Raw genomic sequence first — 16342 nt, 5'->3', positions numbered from 1 at the left:
GGGGGGGGGGGGGGGGGGGGGGTGGGCGGGGGGGGTGGGGGCGGGGGGCGGGTCCATTTGCGGGGGGGGGGGGGGGGGGGGGGGGGCGCCCCCCCCCCCCCCCCCCCCGGCGGGGGTCAGGGGGTGCCGAGCCAGGCGGTGAGGGCGGTGCGGAGCTCGCCCTGGCCGGGGTCGACGGCGCCCCAGGCGGCGTAGCCGTCCGGGCGGATCAGCAGGACGGTGTCGCGCAGCTTGCCGTGCGGGTCGGCCGGGGCGGCGGTGACCATGCGGTCCGCCCAGGGCTCGGCGGCGGCCAGTTCGTCGTTGCTGACCAGGACGAACTTCCCCTCGCGCAGCGCCTCGTAGAGCCGCTCGGGGGCGGCCGGGGCGCCCTCGACGGGCTTGCGCAGCGCCGTCAGCCGCAGGTCCGGGACGCGCTTGCCGACCTGCGGGTGGGCGTCCTTCGGGGCCGGGTAGGAGATGTCGATGCCGGAGACCATCCGGGCGCCGCGCTCGGTGACCAGGTCGAGGTGGCCGCCGAGCGTGGTGAGCGCCCCGCGCAGTGCGCGGGTGGGGGCGGACTCGGCGAGGGCGAGCCGGATCAGCGCGCCGGAGGTGCGCAGCACCGTCCGGCCGACCGGGTGCCGTTCGCTCTGGTAGGTGTCGAGCAGGGCGTCGGTGGCGCGGCCCTGGAGGGCGGCGGCGAGCTTCCAGGACAGGTTGGCGGCGTCCTGGAGGCCGGTGTTCATGCCCTGGCCGCCGGCCGGGGAGTGGCAGTGCGCGGCGTCGCCGGCCAGGAAGAACCGGCCGGAGCGGTAGTTGGGGGCCTGGCGCTCGTCGCTGTGGAAGGTGGAGCTCCAGCGGACGTCGTGCAGGCCGTAGTCCTCGCCGAGGGTGGTCCGGGCGATGGCGGCGAGGCGCTCCGGGGAGGGGGTGGTGCCGTCCGGCTGCCGCTCCTTGCGGTCCCAGGCGATCAGCCGGTACCAGCCGTCGCCGAAGGGGGCGAGGAAGGAGAAGCCGGTCTCGTTGGCGCCAACGGTGATGGTGTCGGCGGGCTCGCGCTCCAGCCGGACGTCGGCGAGCATCACCGAGTCGACCACGGACTCGCCGGGGAACGGGATGCCGAGCAGGTCGCGCACGGTGGAGCGGACGCCGTCGGTGCCGACCGCGTACCGGGCGGTGAAGGTGTTCCCGTCGCGGGTCTCCAGGGTGACGCCCTCGGCGTCCTGGCGCAGGGCGGTGACCTCGGCGCCGCGCAGGATGGTCGCGCCGGCCTGCTCGGCGCGCTCCTGGAGCAGCCGTTCGACGTGGTACTGCGGGGTGATCAGGACGAACGGGAAGCGGGTGGGCAGCGAGCTCAGGTCGATGCCGAAGCGGTCGAACATCCTCAGGCCGGTGACCGGGCGGCCGGTGGCGATGAGGTCGTCGGCGAGGCCGCGGGCGTCCAGGAGCTCCAGGCTGCGGGCGTGCACGGCGAAGGCCCGGGTCAGGTTGGACTCGGCGCCGCGCTTCTCCAGGACGGTGACGCCGACCCCGGCCGCGGCGAGATCGCCGGCCAGTAGCAGTCCGGTCGGTCCGGCACCGACGATCAGGATGTCGGTGGCGGTCGTCGGCTTCGCGGTCATGTGTCAGCTCCCGGTGTTCGGAGGGCGGTTGGACGCCGTGTCCGGCGTTCTCCCAGACTCCATCATCCAGGGCCCGCGGGGAGCTGTGAACCGCCGGGCCCCGGCGGTGGGTGACCGCCGGGGCCCGGAGCGGATCGGACGGGGCCGGGACGGCGCTCAGCCGTGCCGGCGGACCTCCACGGTACGGAACCGGTTGGCGACGAACGCGCCGTCGCAGTAGGCCGAGTTGGCGGCCGGGTTGGCACCGGTGCCGTGCAGGTCGGAGAAGGCGGCGGTCTGGTTGGGGTAGACGCCGCCGGTCAGGTTGAGCGAGAGCGAGACGCCGGCGTCGAGCGCGGCCGCCACCAGCAGGCCCTCCACCTCGGGCGAGGTGGTGTAGCCGGAGGCGGTCATGGCGCCCTTGTCGCGGACGGTGGTGCGCAGCAGTTCGACGGCGGCGGGGGTGGACTCGACGGCGACGGCGAAGGAGACCGGGCCGAAGCACTCGGTGCGGAAGACCGCGCGGTCGTCCGGCTTGTCGGCGTCCAGCTTGACCAGCGCGGGGGTGCGGACGGTCGCGCCGGGGAAGTCCGGCGAGGTCACCGCGCGCGGGGCGAGGGCGAGCTCGCCGTACTCGCCGCCGGCCGCGGCGGCCGAGCGCTGCAGCACGCCCGGGTTGACCACGGCGCCGAGGATGGCGGCGGCGCGGGCGTCGTCGGAGAGCAGGCGGTCGATGGCGGCGGCGAGGTCGGCGACGACCTGGTCGTAGGACTTGTCGCCCTGGTCGGTGGCGATGCCGCCGCGCGGGATCAGCAGGTTCTGCGGGGTGGTGCACATCTGGCCGCTGTAGAGCGAGAGGGCGAAGGCCAGGTTGCCGAGCATGCCCTTGTAGTCGTCGGTGGAGTCGATGACGACCGCGTTGACGCCGGCCTTCTCGGTGTACACCTCGGCCTGCTTGGCGTGCTCCTCCAGCCAGTCGCCGAAGGCGGTGGAGCCGGTGTAGTCGATCAGCCGGATCTCGGGGCGGACGGCGAGGGTCTGTGCGACGGTGCCGCCCTCGTGCTCGACGGCCAGGCAGACCAGGTTGGGGTCGTAGCCGGCCTCGGCGAGCACCTCGCGGGCGGTCCGGACGGTCAGCGCGAGCGGCAGCACGGCGCGCGGGTGCGGCTTGACCAGCACCGGGTTGCCGGTGGCCAGCGAGGCGAACAGGCCGGGGTAGCCGTTCCAGGTGGGGAAGGTGTTGCAGCCGACCAGCAGTGCGAGGCCGCGCGGGACGACGGTGAACTCCTTGGTCATCACCAGCGGTTCGCGCTTGCCCTGGGGCTTGGTCCAGCCGGCCCGGCGGGGCAGCCGGGTCTGCTCGGCGTAGGCGTAGGTGACCGCCTCCAGGCCGCGGTCCTGGGCGTGCGGGCCGCCGGCCTGGAAGGCCATGCCGTAGGCCTGGCCGGTGGTGTGCATGACGGCCTGGCCGAACTCGTGGGAGCGGGCGTTGATCCGGTGCAGGATCTCCAGGCAGACGGCGGCGCGTTCCAGCGGGGTGGCGGCGGCCCAGTCGGGCCGGGCGGCGATCAGCGCGGCGATCAGCGCGTCCGGCTCGGCGTGCGGGTAGCCGATGCCCAGCTCGATGCCGTACGGGGAGGCTTCGCCGCCGACCAGGTCGCCGTCGGCGGGGTGGCCGTCGAGGGTGAACGGCTTGCCGAGCAGGGCGTCGAAGGCGGCCTTGCCGTCCGCCGGGCCGCTCTCGCCGTACGCCTTCGGGAACTCGGGGTAGGGCGACCAGTAGTCGCGCTTGGCGGCGGCGTCGAGGGCGGCGTCCAGGGTGGCCTGGTGGCGCTCGACCAGCTCGCCGACGAGGGGGTGGGTGACCGCTGCGGACATCTGTGCGCTCCTCAGGAGGGAGGACGGGACACGTCACAGGGTAACCGAACGATCGGTCGGCTCAAGAGGGTGCAGGGAACGGAATCCGGGAAAACGCGCGGGCGCGGTGTCCGGAAAACGCGCGGGGGCGCGTCCGTGGTGGACGCGCCCCCGTGGGCCGGTGCCGGGCAGGGCCTACGGCACGCCCAGCTCGAAGATGACGTACCCCGCGTACCAGCCGGAGGCGACCGCGCCGAACCCCAGCACCGCGGCCAGCACCGGCCAGCTGAGCTTGCGCATCGCCACCGCGAGCGCGATCAGCAGCGGGAACGCCGGCAGCAGGTAGCGCGAGACGTTGCCGAAGATGCCGAGGCTCCCCAGCACCGAGACGATCGTGGCCAGCGTGTAGGCGGTCAGCACCAGTGGCGGGCGCAGCCGGATCAGCAGCACGATCAGCACCGGCAGGGTGAGCACGATCAGGGTGGCGAAGAGGTCCGGCACCGGGAACGCGAACGGGTAGTCGTTGCGGCCCAGCAGCACGCCGCGGATCGCGTGCCAGGTGCCCTGGCCCCAGTCGAAGTAGTGCAGCCAGGCATCGTGCTGGAGCCGGAAGTAGCCGCCCCACTCGCCCATCCGCCAGCCCACCCAGGCCACGTAGCCGAGCAGGCCGACCGGGGCCAGCAGCATCGCGGTCAGCGGGCGCAGGACGCCGCTCTCCCGCCGGTACAGCTCCACCAGCGCGGCCAGGCCGACCGCGCCGATCAGTGCCGCGGCGGTCGGCCGGTTGAGCCCGGTGACCAGGGTGATCACCCCGGCGGCGACCCACTGCTTGGTCATCACGCAGTAGCAGGCCCAGGCGGCCAGCGCGACGAAGGTGGAGTCCGAGTAGACCGCCCACTCGGCGCCCGAGCCCGGGGCGATCGCCCAGATCCCGGCCGCGATCACGCCCGCCCTGGGGCCGGCCATCCGGTCCACCACGGCGTAGATCCCGGCGGCGGCGAACAGCGAGGCCACCACCGACACCAGCATCCCGGCGCCGTACAGGCCGAGGCCGGTGACGTCCGAGGTCATCCGCATCAGGCCCGGGTAGAGCGGGAAGAACGCGGCGGAGTTCTGCTCGACGGAGAAGCCGACCGGGCCGTTGGGGATCGTGACCAGCGCCGGGTGGTAGCCGAACTGGGCCACCTGCTGGTACCACCAGCCGTCCCAGGTGGCCAGCACGTCCCAGGGGTTGGCGCCGCCGCCGAACCGGGCCGGCTTCTTGAGGTAGTCGCCGGAGAAGGAGAGCAGCTTCATGAAGACGGTGAAGCCGATCAGCTTCAGCACCGCGTAGCACCACACCGCCGGCCCGAACCGGACTACCAGGGCGCGGGCGCCTTCCCGCCAGCCGCTGCCGGGCACGCCCCCCGGATCATCGCTGCGCTGCTCGGGCACGTCGGAGGCGACGGCCGGTATTGCGTTCATTCGGACTGGACCCCACCCTGCTGGACGTGGACGATCGTCCGCCGAGTCTAGGGCCTGCGCATCGGGGCCTGGTGTGGACCAACCGACCCGATCGCGTACGGCGCGGGGCGGCCGGGGATACTCGGAGGATGGCCGATCACAGCACGCGTACCGCCTACACCGTGGAGTCACTGCTCGCGGTGACCGTCGACGTGTTCAACGAGCGCGGCTACGACGGCACCTCGATGGAGGACCTGTCCCGGGCGGCCGGGATCTCCAAGTCGTCCATCTACCACCACGTCCGCGGCAAGGAGGAGCTGCTGCGGCTGGCCGTCGGGCGGGCGCTGGACGGGCTGTTCGCGATCCTGGCCGAGCCGGCGGCGGTGCGGGGCCCGGCGGTGGAGCGGCTGGAGCACGTGGTGCGCCGCACCGCCGAGGTGCTGCTCGCGGAACTGCCGTACGTGACGCTGCTGCTGCGGGTGCGCGGGAACACGGTGACCGAGCAGTGGGCGCTGGAGCGGCGCCGGGAGTTCGACCACCAGGTCGCCGAGCTGCTGCGGGCGGCGGTCGCGGACGGTGCGCTGCGCGCGGACGTCGAGCCGCGGCTGGCCACCCGGCTGCTGTTCGGGATGATCAACTCGATCGTGGAGTGGTACCGGCCGGGCCTCAAGGGCACCGACGGCGTCGCGGACGCGGTCGTCCACCTGGCCTTCGACGGGCTGCGCGCGCGGTAGCCGCCACCGGCCGGCCGGTGGCCCGGCCGTCAGTCCGGGGGGACCTGGTCGGTCTCCTCGAAGATCAGCATGGTCCGGGTGCCGAGCACCTGGGGGATGGACTGGATGCTGCCCAGCACCAGCTCCCGCAGCGCGTGGTTGTCCGCGGTGTGCACCAGCAGCAGGACGTCGAAGTCTCCGCCGACCAGGGCGATGTGGGCGACCCCGGGGAGCTGCAGCAGCTGCTCCCGGACCGTACGCCAGGAGTTCTGGACGATCTTCAGGGTGATGTACGCGGACGCGCCCTGACCTGCCCGTTCGTGGTCGACGCGGGCGGTGAAGCCGCGAATGATGCCGTCCTCGACCATCCTGGAGATCCGGGCGTAGGCGTTCGCCCGGGACACGTGCACCCGCTCGGCCACCGAGCGGATCGAGGCGCGGCCGTCCTGCTGCAGCAGCCGCAGGATCGAACGGTCGACCCGGTCGAGTCTGGACATCTGTTCAGCCGACATGACCCCCCACCCTCGCCGATTGGACACACTGCCACCAGTCGACCGCCGCTCAGGCCGAATGTCCACCACCTTGTCACGCTTCTGGTCAAGATGAACAGACGACCGAACAATCGGTAGGGAGCCCCCGCCACCCCAGGAGGTGCCCCGAGATGACCGTTCTCGACCACAGACACCACACGGCGGTGCCCGGCTGGACCCCCGGGGCCACCGCCCCGCGGACCGACCCGGCCCCCCTGCTCCCGGACGCCTCACCGGTCCGGGTGCTCGGCACCCCCGCGCTGGAGAAGTACGACCCCGCACTGCTGCGCGAGCTGTACCGCCGCCTGGTGGTCGGCCGCCGCTTCAACCAGCAGGCCACCACCCTGACCAAGCAGGGCCGGCTGGCCGTCTACCCGGCGTCCACCGGCCAGGAGGCCTGCCAGGTCGCCGCCGCGCTGGTGCTCGGCGAGGCCGACTGGCTGTTCCCCAGCTACCGCGACACCCTCGCGGTGGTCTCCCGGGGCGTCGACCCGCTGGAGGCGCTGACCCTGCTGCGCGGCACCGCCCACACCGGCTACGACCCGCGCGCCACCCGCACCGCCCCGCTCTGCACCCCGCTCGCCACCCAGGCCCCGCACGCCGTCGGGCTGGCGCACGCCGCCCGGCTGGCCGGCGAGCCGGTGGTCGCACTGGCCATGCTCGGTGACGGCGGCACCAGCGAGGGCGACTTCCACGAGGCGCTGAACTTCGCCGCGGTGCTCCAGGCACCGGTGGTCTTCCTGGTGCAGAACAACGGCTACGCGATATCCGTCCCGCTCAGCGCGCAGTCCGCCGCGCCCACCCTCGCCCACAAGGCCGTCGGCTACGGCATGCCGGGCCGGCTGGTGGACGGCAACGACGCGCCCGCCGTGCACGGCGTCCTGACCGAGGCGGTCGAGCGGGCCAGGACCGGCGGCGGCCCGACCCTGGTCGAGGCGCTCACCTACCGGGTCGAGGCGCACACCAACGCCGACGACGCCACCCGCTACCGCACCGATCCGGAGGTGGCCGCCTGGCGGGAGTACGACCCGATCCTGCTGATGGACCGCTCGCTGCGCGAACTCGGCGTCCTGGACGACGCGCTGGTGCAGTCGGCGGCCGACGAGGCGGAGGCGCTGGCGGCCCGGATGCGGGCCGAGTTCCACGCCGACCCCGAGCTGGACCCGATGGCGCTGTTCACCCATGTCTTCGCCGAGCCGACCCCGCAACTGCGGGAACAGGCCGCCCAGTTGTCCGCCGAGCTGGCCGCCGAGGCCGAGGTGCAGCACTGATGAACCAGACGGCCACACCGACCCGTACGGCGACCATGGCGCAGGCGCTCAACGCGGCGCTGCGCGACGCCCTGCGCGAGGACCCGGCGGTGCACGTGCTCGGCGAGGACGTCGGCGCGCTCGGCGGCGTCTTCCGGATCACCGACGGGCTGACCGCCGAGTTCGGCCCCGACCGCTGCCTGGACACCCCGCTGGCTGAGGCCGGCATCCTCGGCACCGCGATCGGCATGGCGATGTACGGGCTGCGCCCGGTCGTCGAGATGCAGTTCGACGCCTTCGCCTACCCGGCGTTGGAGCAGCTGTTCTCGCACGTCGCCAAGATGCGCAACCGCACGGCCGGCCGGCTCCCGCTGCCGATCACCGTCCGCATCCCGTACGGCGGCGGCATCGGCGGCGTCGAGCACCACAGCGACGCCTCCGAGGCGTACTACGCGGCCACCCCCGGCCTGCACGTGGTCACCCCGGCGACGGTCGCCGACGCGTACGGGCTGTTGCGGGCCTCGATCGCCTCCGACGACCCGGTGGTCTTCCTGGAGCCCAAGCGGCTCTACTGGGGCAAGGACGGGTTCGACCCGGCCGCGCCGGTCGAGCCGATCGGCCGGGCCGTGCTGCGGCGGCCCGGCACCTCCGCCGTGCTGATCACCTACGGGCCCTCGCTGCCGGTCTGCCTGGAGGCGGCCGAGACGGCGAAGGCCGAGGGCTGGGACCTCGCGGTGCTGGACCTGCGCACCCTGGTGCCGTTCGACGACGAGACGGTCTGCCGGGTGGTGCGCTCGCTCGGCCGGGCCGTGGTGGTGCACGAGGCGAGCGGCTTCGGTGGTACCGGCGCGGAGATCGCCGCCCGGGTCACCGAGCGCTGCTTCCACCACCTGGCTGCGCCCGTGCTGCGGGTGACCGGCTTCGACATCCCGTACCCGCCGCCGATGCTGGAGCACCACCACCTGCCCGGGGTGGACCGGATCCTGGACGCGGTCGCCCGGCTGCAGTGGGAGGACCGAGGATGATGCCCGTCGTGCGCGAGTTCCGGCTGCCCGACCTCGGTGAGGGACTCACCGGGGCCGAGGTGGTGCGGTGGCTGGTCGAGGTCGGCGAGGTGATCGCGGTCGACCAGCCGGTGGTGGAGGTGGAGACCGCCAAGGCCGTGGTGGAGGTGCCCTGCCCGTACGGCGGGGTGGTCACCGCCCGGTACGGCGAGGAGGGCGAGGAGATCGCCGTGGGCGCGCCGCTGGTGACGGTCGCGGTGGCTCCGGCGGACGGGGCCTCGCTGCTGGTCGAGGCGGCGGCCGGGATGCTGGCCGAGGCGGCGGCGGAGGTGGAGCGGCCGCTGGTCGGGTATGGGGTCGCCGAGCCGGGGAAGGGCGGGCGGCGGCGCCGGGTGGGGGGTGCTGTTCCTGCTGTCGTTCCTGTTGCTGTTCCGGTTGTTGTTGCTGCTCCCGCGCTGGTGGTGCGGACCGTTCCGGGCGTGGTGCCGGTGATCTCGCCGCTGGTGCGGCGGCTGGCCCGGGAGCAGGGGGTCGACCTGGCCGCGCTCTCCGGCAGCGGCCCGGACGGGCTGATCATGCGCGCGGACGTCGAACGGGCGGTCGCGGTGAAGGCGGCGGCCCCGACGGCTCCGGCGCCGGTGGCGCGGGAGGGCGTCGTCCCGCTGCGCGGGCTGCGCAAGGCGGTGGCCGAGAAGCTCAGCCGCAGCCACCGGGAGATCCCCGCCGTGACCTGCTGGGTGGACACCGATGCCACCGAACTGATGCTGTTGCGGCGGCAGTTGAATGCCGCCCCGGGCCCGAAGGTGAGCGTGCTGGCGCTGCTCGCCCGGATCTGTACGGTCGCGCTGGCCCGCTTCCCGGAGCTCAACTCCAGTATGACGGAGGATGGTTCGGGCATCATCCGGCACTCGGCGGTGCACCTGGGCTTCGCCGCGCAGGGTGAGCGGGGCCTGGTCGTCCCGGTGGTGCGGGACGCCCACGCCCGCACCACCGAGCAACTCGGCGAGGAGCTGGTCCGGTTGACCGAGGCGGCGCGCGACGGCTCGCTCACGCCGGCCGAACTGACCGGCGGCACCTTCACGTTGAACAACTACGGGGTGTTCGGCGTGGACGGCTCCACCCCGATCCTGAACCACCCCGAGGCGGCGATGCTCGGGGTCGGCCGGATCGTCGCCAAACCCTGGGTGTACGAGGGGGAGTTGGCGGTGCGCGAGGTCGTGCAGCTGTCGTTCACCTTCGACCACCGGGTCTGCGACGGCGGGACGGCGGGCGGCTTCCTGCGGTTCGTCGCGGACTGCGTGGAGCGGCCGGGGACGCTGCTGCGGCAGCTCTGAGCACGGCTCGGTCGCCCTGGGTGGCGTGCTCCGCACCCAGGGCGACGGGGCGTGAATCGAGGGAGAGTAGCGCGTCCCGGGCCCGGGTGTCCGGGCTTCGCGTGATTTGTCGGATGAGCAGTTCGGGCGTGCCACGCTGCCTAGGCGCCAGCAGAGACAAGCCAGGTGGTGGCGCAGGGCGGCCGGAGGCGAAACGATTCTCTTGGGTACTCGAAACGTTGCGGTGAAGTCCCGCAGAACACTTCTGGTCCGCACCGGGTACGGCTCGGCGGGCGCCGCCTCCGTCCCGGGCCTGCCGGAGCTCCCGGCGGACGCGGCGGCGGACCCGACGGCGCACGTGACGGCCGAGGTGACGGCGGCCGGGATGGCGGCCGGGATGGCAGCCGCGAGGGCGGCCGGGGCGGGGCCCGAACGGCCGCCGATGCCGCTGGACCCGCCGGACCTCCCGCCGCAGATCCCGGCCGAGGCGCCGACGGCCGTCCTCCCGGCGGTGCCCGCCCTCCCGTGGGTGCCCGCCCCGCCGGTGCAGCCGCCGGCCGTCTCCGCGCCCGGCTACCCGGAGCCGCCTGCCGAGCCGCCTGCCGCCCCCGCGTTCCGGCCGCTGTTCACCGATGCTCCCGGCCTCAACTGGGCTGGACCCGGCGACAGTTGGACCAGAGCCTGGGCCGCGCAGGAGCCTTCCGAGGGCCGGCCGACCCAACTGTCGGCCCCGTTGCCCGCCCCCGACCGCGGCGCCCCCGGCCGCGGCGCCTCCGCCGTCGAACAGCCGCTCACCGTACGGGACGTGGAGCTGATCCGGGCCAGCCTGGCGGTCGTCGAGCCGGTCGCCGACCGCGCCACCGCGCACTTCTACGCGCTGATCTTCCTGCACCACCCCGAGGTCCGGGCGCTCTTCCCCGCCGCCATGGACGTCCAGCGGGACCGCCTGTTCCGCGCGCTGCTGGCCGCCGCCCGCAGCGCCGACGACCCGGCCGGCCTGCGCGTCTACCTCGGCGCGCTCGGCCGCGGCCACCGCCGGTACGGCACGCTGACCGGCCACTACGGCCCGGTGGGCGAGTGCCTGGTGCAGGCGCTGGCCAGGTACGCGGGCAGCCGGTGGGACGCCGAGACCGAGCTGGCCTGGCGCCGGGTCTACCGGCTGGTCTCCTCGATCATGATCGAGGCCGCCGAGGACGCCGCCCGCACCTCGCCGCCCTGGTGGCAGGGCGAGGTGGTCCGGCACGAGCGTCGCACCCGGGACGTCGCGGTGATCACCGTCCGGCCGGACCAGGCGTACCCGTACCGGGCCGGGCAGTACACCAGTCTGGAGACGCCCTGGTGGCCGCGGGTCTGGCGGCACTTCTCGTTCGCCTCGGCCCCCCGGCCGGACGGGCTGCTGACCTTCCACGTGAAGGCCGTCCAGGCGGGCTGGGTGAGCAACGCGCTCGTCCACCGGGCCGCGCCCGGGGACGTCCTGCGGCTGGGCCCGGCGGCCGGCACGATGACCGCCGACCACGTCGCCGGCGCGGACCTGCTCTGCCTCGGCGGCGGCACCGGCATCGCGCCGATCCGCGCGCTGGTCGAGGAGGTGGCCGAGCGCGGCACGCCGGTCGGCGCCGTCGACGTGTTCTACGGGGCCCGCCGCGCCGCCGATCTGTACGAGCTGGACGGGCTGGACGAGTTGGCCCGGCGGCTGCCGTGGCTCACAGTGCGGCCGGTGCTCTCCGGCACCGGGTCGGCCGAGGGCGCGCTGACCGGCGAACTCCCCGAGGTGGTAGGGCGGTTCGGGCCGTGGGCCGGGCGGGAGGCGTTCCTCAGCGGGCCGCCCGCGATGGTCCGCCGGGGCGTCGGGGTGCTGCTGCGCTCGGGCGTGCCGGCCGAGCGGATCCGGCACGATCTGGTGGGCGACCTCGCGGCGGGGTGAGCGGGCGGCGGGGTGATCGGTCGGTCAGCCGAGGTCCGGGGCGAGCAGCGCACGGACGCCCTCGATGTTGGCCGCCAGGTACGCCCGCAGCCGGGGCGGGACGACGTTGACGGAGGTCACCCCCTCGCGGGTGAACGGCAGCCGGACCACCTGGTACTCGCCGTTGGGCTCGTCCACCTCGGGGCCGTGCCGCCGGCTGAGGTCCATCGAGGCGAGCCGGCAGGCGAAGAAGTGCTGCACCTTGACCCCGTGCGGGTGGAGCAGGGTGCCGTCGTCATGGTGCGTGTGGCTGATGGTGTCGACGAAGGCGGGCACCACGTCGACGATCTTGCCGCCGAGTTCCTCGTCCACCTCGCGGTGCAGCGCCTCGACCACGGTGCGGTCGCCGCGTTCGACTCCGCCGCCGGGAGTGATCCAGTACGGCTGGGGCGAGCCGGGCCGGACCCGCCGGATCAGCACGATCGAGGCCGGGCCGTACGGGTCGTCCGGGTCGAGCTCCAGCAGGATCGCCCGCGCGGTGCGCTTCACCACCGGGCGGGGCGGCGGGGTTCGGTTGTCGGGGCCCATGGCGACCTCCGGGGCTGGAGCGTTGTGCGGGAGTCTCCCGCGGGACGGTCCGGCCGAAACCCGCCCGAACCGGTGCGTCCGTTCGGGGGCGGGGAGTAACTGCGGATAGATCTTGGATAGCGAAGGTGAATCTTGAACTGATCTTCCAAATGTCGATCGATTCTGATATTTACCTTCGAATCGAAGGATTTTGCCGAGTGATCGCTGTAAGAGTGATTGCAGGGAGGTCATCCCTGTGCTGCAATGAGCCACTATCGGGCAGATCGGAGGGCTTCGCTCCGGATGCCCTTTCTGTGCATTGACTCGGGCTGGGGGATGGACGTGGCCATGGATCAGATCGCAGAGCCGTCCAGGACGGTCCGCACCGGGCGCGTCGCCAGGTCGCCGACGCCCACCTCGCCGCCCGGCAGCCCGCCGACGCCCACCTCGCCGTCCTCCTCGCCGTCGACCTCTCCGGGCAAGGGCCGCGGCCCCACCCTGATCGGCTCCGTCCAGCGGGCGCTGCGGCTGCTGGAGGCCGTCGGGGGATTCCGGCAGGGCGCCACCGCCAAGCAACTGGCCCGCGCCGCCGGACTGCCGCTCGGCACCGCCTACCACCTGCTGCGCACCCTCACCCACGAGGGCTACCTCCGGCGCTCCGACGGCCGGTTCTTCTACGGGGAGTCGGTCAACGGCATAGGCCGGGCCGACGACCGGCAGTCCGACCGGCACGACCTGCGCGCGCGGATGCAGCGGTTACGGGACGAACTCGGGGCCCCGGTCTACTTCGCGCTCTACCGGGACGGCGAGATCCACGTGGTGGACGTCGCCGACGACCCCGGTCGCCCCGCCGTCCAGCCCTGGGCCGACCTCCGCGCCACCGGCCACGCGCACGCCATCGGCCAGTGCCTGCTCGGCCAACTGTCCGAGGAGGAGCGCCGTGACCACCTCGCCCGCCACCCGCCGGTCGGGCTCACCCCCTCCACCGTCACCGGCGAGGCCGCCGTCCTGCGCCGGCTCGCCTCGCTGCGGCCGACCATGCCCGTCCTGGAACGTCAGGAGTACGCGCTCGGCACCGTCTGCGCGGCCGTCCCCATCACCGTCGGGCCGATGGTCGCCACCATGGCCCTGTCGCTGCCGGTCGAACAGGCCGACCGGCTGACCGTCGTCGCCGGCCAACTGCGGCGCAGCGTGGGCGCGATGGGCCCGTCGTTCGTCCTCTGACGCTCCTCGCGCCGGTACGGATCCCGTCCGTTCACCATTTGAAAAAGCACACCTTGTCCACTACGTCCCCAAACGTGGACGATGGTGATCTAACAGGGATTGGTTGCACAAAACCGTCAGAAACCGCCCCAAGCCCAGCAATTGACGATCCCGGCCCCACGCCCGAAGCCCCCCGCATCCGAAGCCCACCGCCCTCCACCCCACGGCCCACCCGGCCGCCCCCCCCACGCCCCACGAGAGGTACTGGCGCCATGCAGCACAGCACAGTCCAGGGACACCTGGTGATGAATCTCGTGGTCTCGCACGAGCTCTCCTTCCGCATCGTGGTGGACCTGGCGTACGAGCCCGACGACCCGTACGCCGTCCGGTTCACCTTCCACCTGCCCGGCGACGAACCCGTCACCTGGGTGTTCGCGCGCGAGCTGCTGCTCGACGGCATCAGCCGGCCCTCCGGCGAGGGCGACGTGCACATCCACCCGGTCGGCGAGGAGCTCACCGAGGTCTGCATCGTGCTGCACTCCCCCGAGGGGGACGCCCTGCTGCGGGCCTCGGCGCCGCCGCTGGTCGCCTTCCTGGCGCGCACCGACCGGCTGGTGCCGATGGGCCAGGAGATCACCGGGCAGGAACTCGACGCCCAGCTCGCGGACATCCTCCGGGGATGTGAGAACGCGGGGTGAGCGGTGGCCGCGCCGCCGCCACCGACGAAGGGGCCCGCGCCGGGTGAACCACCCGGGCGCGGGCCCCTCTCGTGTTCGGCCGGTCGGTGACCGGCCAGGTCGGGTTCGGCCAGTCGGTGCCCGGCCACGGCCGAGGTCAGTCGTCGTCCAGGGCCAGGTGCAGCCCCCACGAGACCAGGCTGATGATCAGCGAGCCGAGCAGCGCCGGCACGAAGCCCGTGACGTTGAAGTCCAGGTGCAGCTTGCCCGCGGCCCAGGAGGTCAGCCACAGCATCAGGGCGTTGATCACGAAGGTGATCAGCCCCAGGGTGAGGATGAACAGCGGGAACGAGAACAGCTTGACCAGCGGCTTGATCAGGAAGTTGACCAGGCCGAAGACCACGGCGACGGCGACCACCGTCAGGGCCTTGTGTCCCAGGTCGGCCTTGCCGCTCGCGAGTTGGATACCGTTGACGATCCAGGCGGCGACCCAGATGGCCACCGCGTTGATCACTGTCTTGATGAGGAAACCCTTCATGACGCCCAAGCCTGGCAGGCCCCGCCGCCCCGGGGGAAGCTCTCCTCGGACATGTTGGCGCTCCCGCCGGACATCTTGGCGCCCCCGGTCCGGCGCCCGTGGTGTTGAATGCCCGTGGCCCGCACGGTGGATGGACGAAGGAGGGGAGCAGCGGTGAAGCTGTTCCGGTTGGACGAACTGGACGTCGAACGCGCGGCGAACGACGGCGCGTACCTGCGCTTCCTGCGCGAACCGCGGATGTCCGCCGGGCTCTACGCGCTCTCCCCCGGCGACACCGACCCGCAGACCGCGCACGACCAGGACGAGATCTACCAGGTGATCAGCGGCCGCGCCGAACTGACCGTCGGCGCCGAGACCGCCACGGTCGGGCGCGGCACCGTCGTCTACGTCCCGGCCGGCACCGAGCACCGCTTCCACCACGTCACCGAGGAGCTGCGGGTCCTGGTGGTGTTCTCCCCGCCCGAGGGCTGACCGTCTGCGGACCTGCCGGGGGCCGACCGGAGACCGGCTTGGGGCAGACCGTCTAGGGTCCTGGGCATGAGCAAGAGCCTGACGGAAGAACTCTGGGCGGCCATCGAGCCGGTGTACGCCGAGATCCTCGCCCACCCCTTCATCGGCGGCCTCACCGACGGCACCCTGCCGCGTGCGGCCTTCCGCCACTTCGTCGTCCAGGACTCGCACTACCTGCGCGACTACGCCCGCGCGCTCGCCGTCTGCGCCGCCAAGGCGCCCGGCGAGGAGGACGTGCGGGCCTTCGCCGACGACGCGGTCGGTGCGTTGGCCGCCGAACAGGGCATGCACGCCGAGTTCCTGACCGCCTTCGGCGGCAGCGCCGAGCAGGCCGCCGCCGAACCGGTGCTGCCCACCACCCGGGCCTACACCAGCTACCTGCTGGCCACCGTCTACGGCGGCTCCTTCGCCGAGGCCGTCGGCGCGGTGCTGCCCTGCTACTGGATCTACGCCCGGGTCGGCGAGGCGCTGCTCGCCCAGGGCTCCCCCGACCCGCTGTACGCCAAGTGGATCGCCACCTACGGCGACGAGGCGTTCCAGTCCGTCGTCCGCCGGGTGCTGGCGCTCACCGACCGCCTCGGCGAGGAGATCTCCCCGGCCGAACGGCGCCGGGTCGTCGAGCACTTCACGACCACCTCGCGCTACGAGTGGATGTTCTGGGACGCCGCCTGGCGCGGCGAGCGCTGGCCGGTCTGACCACTGGTCGCAGGCGGTGCGGCGCCCTTCCCGGGGGTCGTCCCCGAGGCCCGTACCCGGGTCTCCCCGGGGCCCCGGGTCGGGGTGATCTAGGGGTTCTCTCCGGGCCATCGGGCCTCGTTCCGGCACTCGTGTCCCCGTACGATCGAAGTACCGAAAGCAAGCGGGATGCGGCACCGGACGGCAGCCGACCCCACGGGGAGAGAAGGAACGGTCATGGCTGAGCTCTGGAAGTCGCTGCCCTCCTGGGTGCGGAACATCGTCATCCCGGTGCTGGTCCTGGTGCTGCTCTGGAACATCGTGGGATTCGTCTTCGGTGTCGTCGGCGCCCTGCTGAGCATCATGATCAAGGTGCTGGTCGTCGCCGGTATCGCCGCCGCCGTGGTGGTCCTGGTGAAGAAGGCCGCCAAGGGCTGAGCAACCGCCCGAGGCCCGGCCCCCCTGGACGGGGGGGCGGGGCGTGGGGGTTGCCCGGCCGGGGGCCGGCCCGCCCGCGGGGGGGAGGGACAGGGGGGGAGGGGCGCGCTCGGGTGTTGGGGGGTTGTGGAGGGCAAA

At 73.3% G+C, this 16342-nt stretch carries 16 protein-coding genes; 10 read left to right on the top strand and 6 right to left on the bottom strand.

Features of this window, described 5'->3' with window-relative positions; all coding sequences use genetic code 11:
• Positions 1 to 116 precede the first annotated feature (116 nt).
• The 3 genes from ACFVHI_RS26165 to ACFVHI_RS26155 form a co-directional block, all read right to left on the bottom strand.
• Complete coding sequence (locus ACFVHI_RS26165) at positions 117 to 1604, bottom strand: FAD-dependent monooxygenase (RefSeq protein ID WP_063348433.1); 1488 nt, start codon at positions 1602 to 1604, stop codon at positions 117 to 119.
• Positions 1605 to 1760: 156 nt separating this feature from the next.
• Positions 1761 to 3461, bottom strand: a complete 1701-nt coding sequence (paaN, locus tag ACFVHI_RS26160; RefSeq protein WP_380343288.1) for a phenylacetic acid degradation protein PaaN — start codon at positions 3459 to 3461, stop codon at positions 1761 to 1763.
• Positions 3462 to 3635: 174 nt separating this feature from the next.
• On the bottom strand, positions 3636 to 4904 hold the full coding sequence (locus ACFVHI_RS26155) for a hypothetical protein (protein ID WP_363368170.1): 1269 nt from the start codon (positions 4902 to 4904) through the stop codon (positions 3636 to 3638).
• 128 nt (positions 4905 to 5032) lie between these two features.
• On the opposite strand from ACFVHI_RS26155, the gene ACFVHI_RS26150 reads away from it, so the two are divergent.
• On the top strand, positions 5033 to 5617 hold the full coding sequence (locus tag ACFVHI_RS26150; RefSeq protein ID WP_063348430.1) for a TetR/AcrR family transcriptional regulator: 585 nt from the start codon (positions 5033 to 5035) through the stop codon (positions 5615 to 5617).
• Positions 5618 to 5646: 29 nt separating this feature from the next.
• On the opposite strand, the gene ACFVHI_RS26145 is transcribed toward ACFVHI_RS26150, so the two are convergent.
• Positions 5647 to 6093, bottom strand: a complete 447-nt coding sequence (locus ACFVHI_RS26145; RefSeq protein WP_063348429.1) for an Lrp/AsnC family transcriptional regulator — start codon at positions 6091 to 6093, stop codon at positions 5647 to 5649.
• 164 nt (positions 6094 to 6257) lie between these two features.
• On the opposite strand from ACFVHI_RS26145, the gene pdhA reads away from it, so the two are divergent.
• The 4 genes from pdhA to ACFVHI_RS26125 all read left to right on the top strand — a co-directional run bounded on the left by pdhA (position 6258) and on the right by ACFVHI_RS26125 (position 11617).
• Positions 6258 to 7397 (top strand): pyruvate dehydrogenase (acetyl-transferring) E1 component subunit alpha, encoded by a 1140-nt coding sequence (gene pdhA, locus ACFVHI_RS26140; protein ID WP_063348428.1) that lies wholly within the window; start codon positions 6258 to 6260, stop codon positions 7395 to 7397.
• Positions 7397 to 8401 carry an alpha-ketoacid dehydrogenase subunit beta gene (locus ACFVHI_RS26135; protein WP_063348427.1) on the top strand — a complete coding sequence of 335 codons (1005 nt, stop codon included), beginning with the start codon at positions 7397 to 7399 and terminating at the stop codon, positions 8399 to 8401. Before pdhA ends, ACFVHI_RS26135 begins: the two co-directional genes overlap by 1 nt.
• On the top strand, positions 8401 to 9714 hold the full coding sequence (locus ACFVHI_RS26130) for a dihydrolipoamide acetyltransferase family protein (protein ID WP_380343328.1): 1314 nt from the start codon (positions 8401 to 8403) through the stop codon (positions 9712 to 9714). The genes ACFVHI_RS26135 and ACFVHI_RS26130 overlap by 1 nt, the downstream gene beginning before the upstream one ends.
• 223 nt (positions 9715 to 9937) lie before the next feature.
• On the top strand, positions 9938 to 11617 hold the full coding sequence (locus ACFVHI_RS26125) for a globin domain-containing protein (protein ID WP_380343283.1): 1680 nt from the start codon (positions 9938 to 9940) through the stop codon (positions 11615 to 11617).
• A 24-nt stretch (positions 11618 to 11641) separates the two neighbouring features.
• Here the strand turns inward: ACFVHI_RS26125 and ACFVHI_RS26120 are convergent, their stop codons facing one another.
• A complete protein-coding gene (locus ACFVHI_RS26120; RefSeq protein WP_063348425.1) occupies positions 11642 to 12184 on the bottom strand; it encodes an NUDIX domain-containing protein in 543 nt (180 codons plus the stop codon).
• 327 nt (positions 12185 to 12511) lie between these two features.
• Here ACFVHI_RS26120 and ACFVHI_RS26115 point away from each other — a divergent pair, with 327 nt between their 5' ends.
• Both ACFVHI_RS26115 and ACFVHI_RS26110 read left to right on the top strand, forming a co-directional pair.
• Positions 12512 to 13387, top strand: a complete 876-nt coding sequence (locus ACFVHI_RS26115; RefSeq protein ID WP_079136277.1) for an IclR family transcriptional regulator — start codon at positions 12512 to 12514, stop codon at positions 13385 to 13387.
• Between the two features lie 251 nt (positions 13388 to 13638).
• Positions 13639 to 14064 carry an SsgA family sporulation/cell division regulator gene (locus ACFVHI_RS26110; RefSeq protein WP_063348424.1) on the top strand — a complete coding sequence of 142 codons (426 nt, stop codon included), beginning with the start codon at positions 13639 to 13641 and terminating at the stop codon, positions 14062 to 14064.
• Between the two features lie 136 nt (positions 14065 to 14200).
• On the opposite strand, the gene ACFVHI_RS26105 is transcribed toward ACFVHI_RS26110, so the two are convergent.
• Positions 14201 to 14581: a phage holin family protein gene (locus ACFVHI_RS26105; RefSeq protein WP_063351244.1), complete on the bottom strand. Its 381-nt coding sequence runs from the start codon at positions 14579 to 14581 to the stop codon at positions 14201 to 14203.
• A 153-nt stretch (positions 14582 to 14734) separates the two neighbouring features.
• On the opposite strand from ACFVHI_RS26105, the gene ACFVHI_RS26100 reads away from it, so the two are divergent.
• The 3 genes from ACFVHI_RS26100 (at position 14735) to ACFVHI_RS26090 (ending at position 16204) form a co-directional block, all read left to right on the top strand.
• Positions 14735 to 15052: a cupin domain-containing protein gene (locus ACFVHI_RS26100; RefSeq protein ID WP_063348423.1), complete on the top strand. Its 318-nt coding sequence runs from the start codon at positions 14735 to 14737 to the stop codon at positions 15050 to 15052.
• 66 nt (positions 15053 to 15118) lie between these two features.
• Positions 15119 to 15787 (top strand): thiaminase II, encoded by a 669-nt coding sequence (gene tenA, locus ACFVHI_RS26095; RefSeq protein ID WP_063348422.1) that lies wholly within the window; start codon positions 15119 to 15121, stop codon positions 15785 to 15787.
• A 216-nt stretch (positions 15788 to 16003) separates the two neighbouring features.
• Complete coding sequence (locus tag ACFVHI_RS26090) at positions 16004 to 16204, top strand: DUF5326 family protein (protein WP_063348421.1); 201 nt, start codon at positions 16004 to 16006, stop codon at positions 16202 to 16204.
• Positions 16205 to 16342: the final 138 nt, after the last annotated feature.

The organism is Kitasatospora sp. NPDC127121 (assembly GCF_042677305.1).
Lineage (GTDB): Bacteria > Actinomycetota > Actinomycetes > Streptomycetales > Streptomycetaceae > Kitasatospora.
This window is presented reverse-complemented; position numbering and strand designations above follow the sequence as displayed.

What these genes read in the sequence shown, in the direction of transcription:
- ACFVHI_RS26155 (WP_363368170.1), bottom strand. Translation starts at nt 4,904, where the DNA reads ATGAACGCAATACCGGCCGTCGCCTCCGACGTGCCCGAGCAGCGCAGC.
- ACFVHI_RS26165 (WP_063348433.1), bottom strand. Translation starts at nt 1,604, where the DNA reads ATGACCGCGAAGCCGACGACCGCCACCGACATCCTGATCGTCGGTGCC.
- ACFVHI_RS26105 (WP_063351244.1), bottom strand. Translation starts at nt 14,581, where the DNA reads ATGAAGGGTTTCCTCATCAAGACAGTGATCAACGCGGTGGCCATCTGG.
- ACFVHI_RS26115 (WP_079136277.1), top strand. Translation starts at nt 12,512, where the DNA reads ATGGATCAGATCGCAGAGCCGTCCAGGACGGTCCGCACCGGGCGCGTC.
- ACFVHI_RS26130 (WP_380343328.1), top strand. Translation starts at nt 8,401, where the DNA reads ATGCCCGTCGTGCGCGAGTTCCGGCTGCCCGACCTCGGTGAGGGACTC.
- ACFVHI_RS26110 (WP_063348424.1), top strand. Translation starts at nt 13,639, where the DNA reads ATGCAGCACAGCACAGTCCAGGGACACCTGGTGATGAATCTCGTGGTC.
- ACFVHI_RS26090 (WP_063348421.1), top strand. Translation starts at nt 16,004, where the DNA reads ATGGCTGAGCTCTGGAAGTCGCTGCCCTCCTGGGTGCGGAACATCGTC.
- ACFVHI_RS26135 (WP_063348427.1), top strand. Translation starts at nt 7,397, where the DNA reads ATGAACCAGACGGCCACACCGACCCGTACGGCGACCATGGCGCAGGCG.
- ACFVHI_RS26120 (WP_063348425.1), bottom strand. Translation starts at nt 12,184, where the DNA reads ATGGGCCCCGACAACCGAACCCCGCCGCCCCGCCCGGTGGTGAAGCGC.
- pdhA (WP_063348428.1), top strand. Translation starts at nt 6,258, where the DNA reads ATGACCGTTCTCGACCACAGACACCACACGGCGGTGCCCGGCTGGACC.
- ACFVHI_RS26150 (WP_063348430.1), top strand. Translation starts at nt 5,033, where the DNA reads ATGGCCGATCACAGCACGCGTACCGCCTACACCGTGGAGTCACTGCTC.
- tenA (WP_063348422.1), top strand. Translation starts at nt 15,119, where the DNA reads ATGAGCAAGAGCCTGACGGAAGAACTCTGGGCGGCCATCGAGCCGGTG.
- paaN (WP_380343288.1), bottom strand. Translation starts at nt 3,461, where the DNA reads ATGTCCGCAGCGGTCACCCACCCCCTCGTCGGCGAGCTGGTCGAGCGC.
- ACFVHI_RS26145 (WP_063348429.1), bottom strand. Translation starts at nt 6,093, where the DNA reads ATGTCCAGACTCGACCGGGTCGACCGTTCGATCCTGCGGCTGCTGCAG.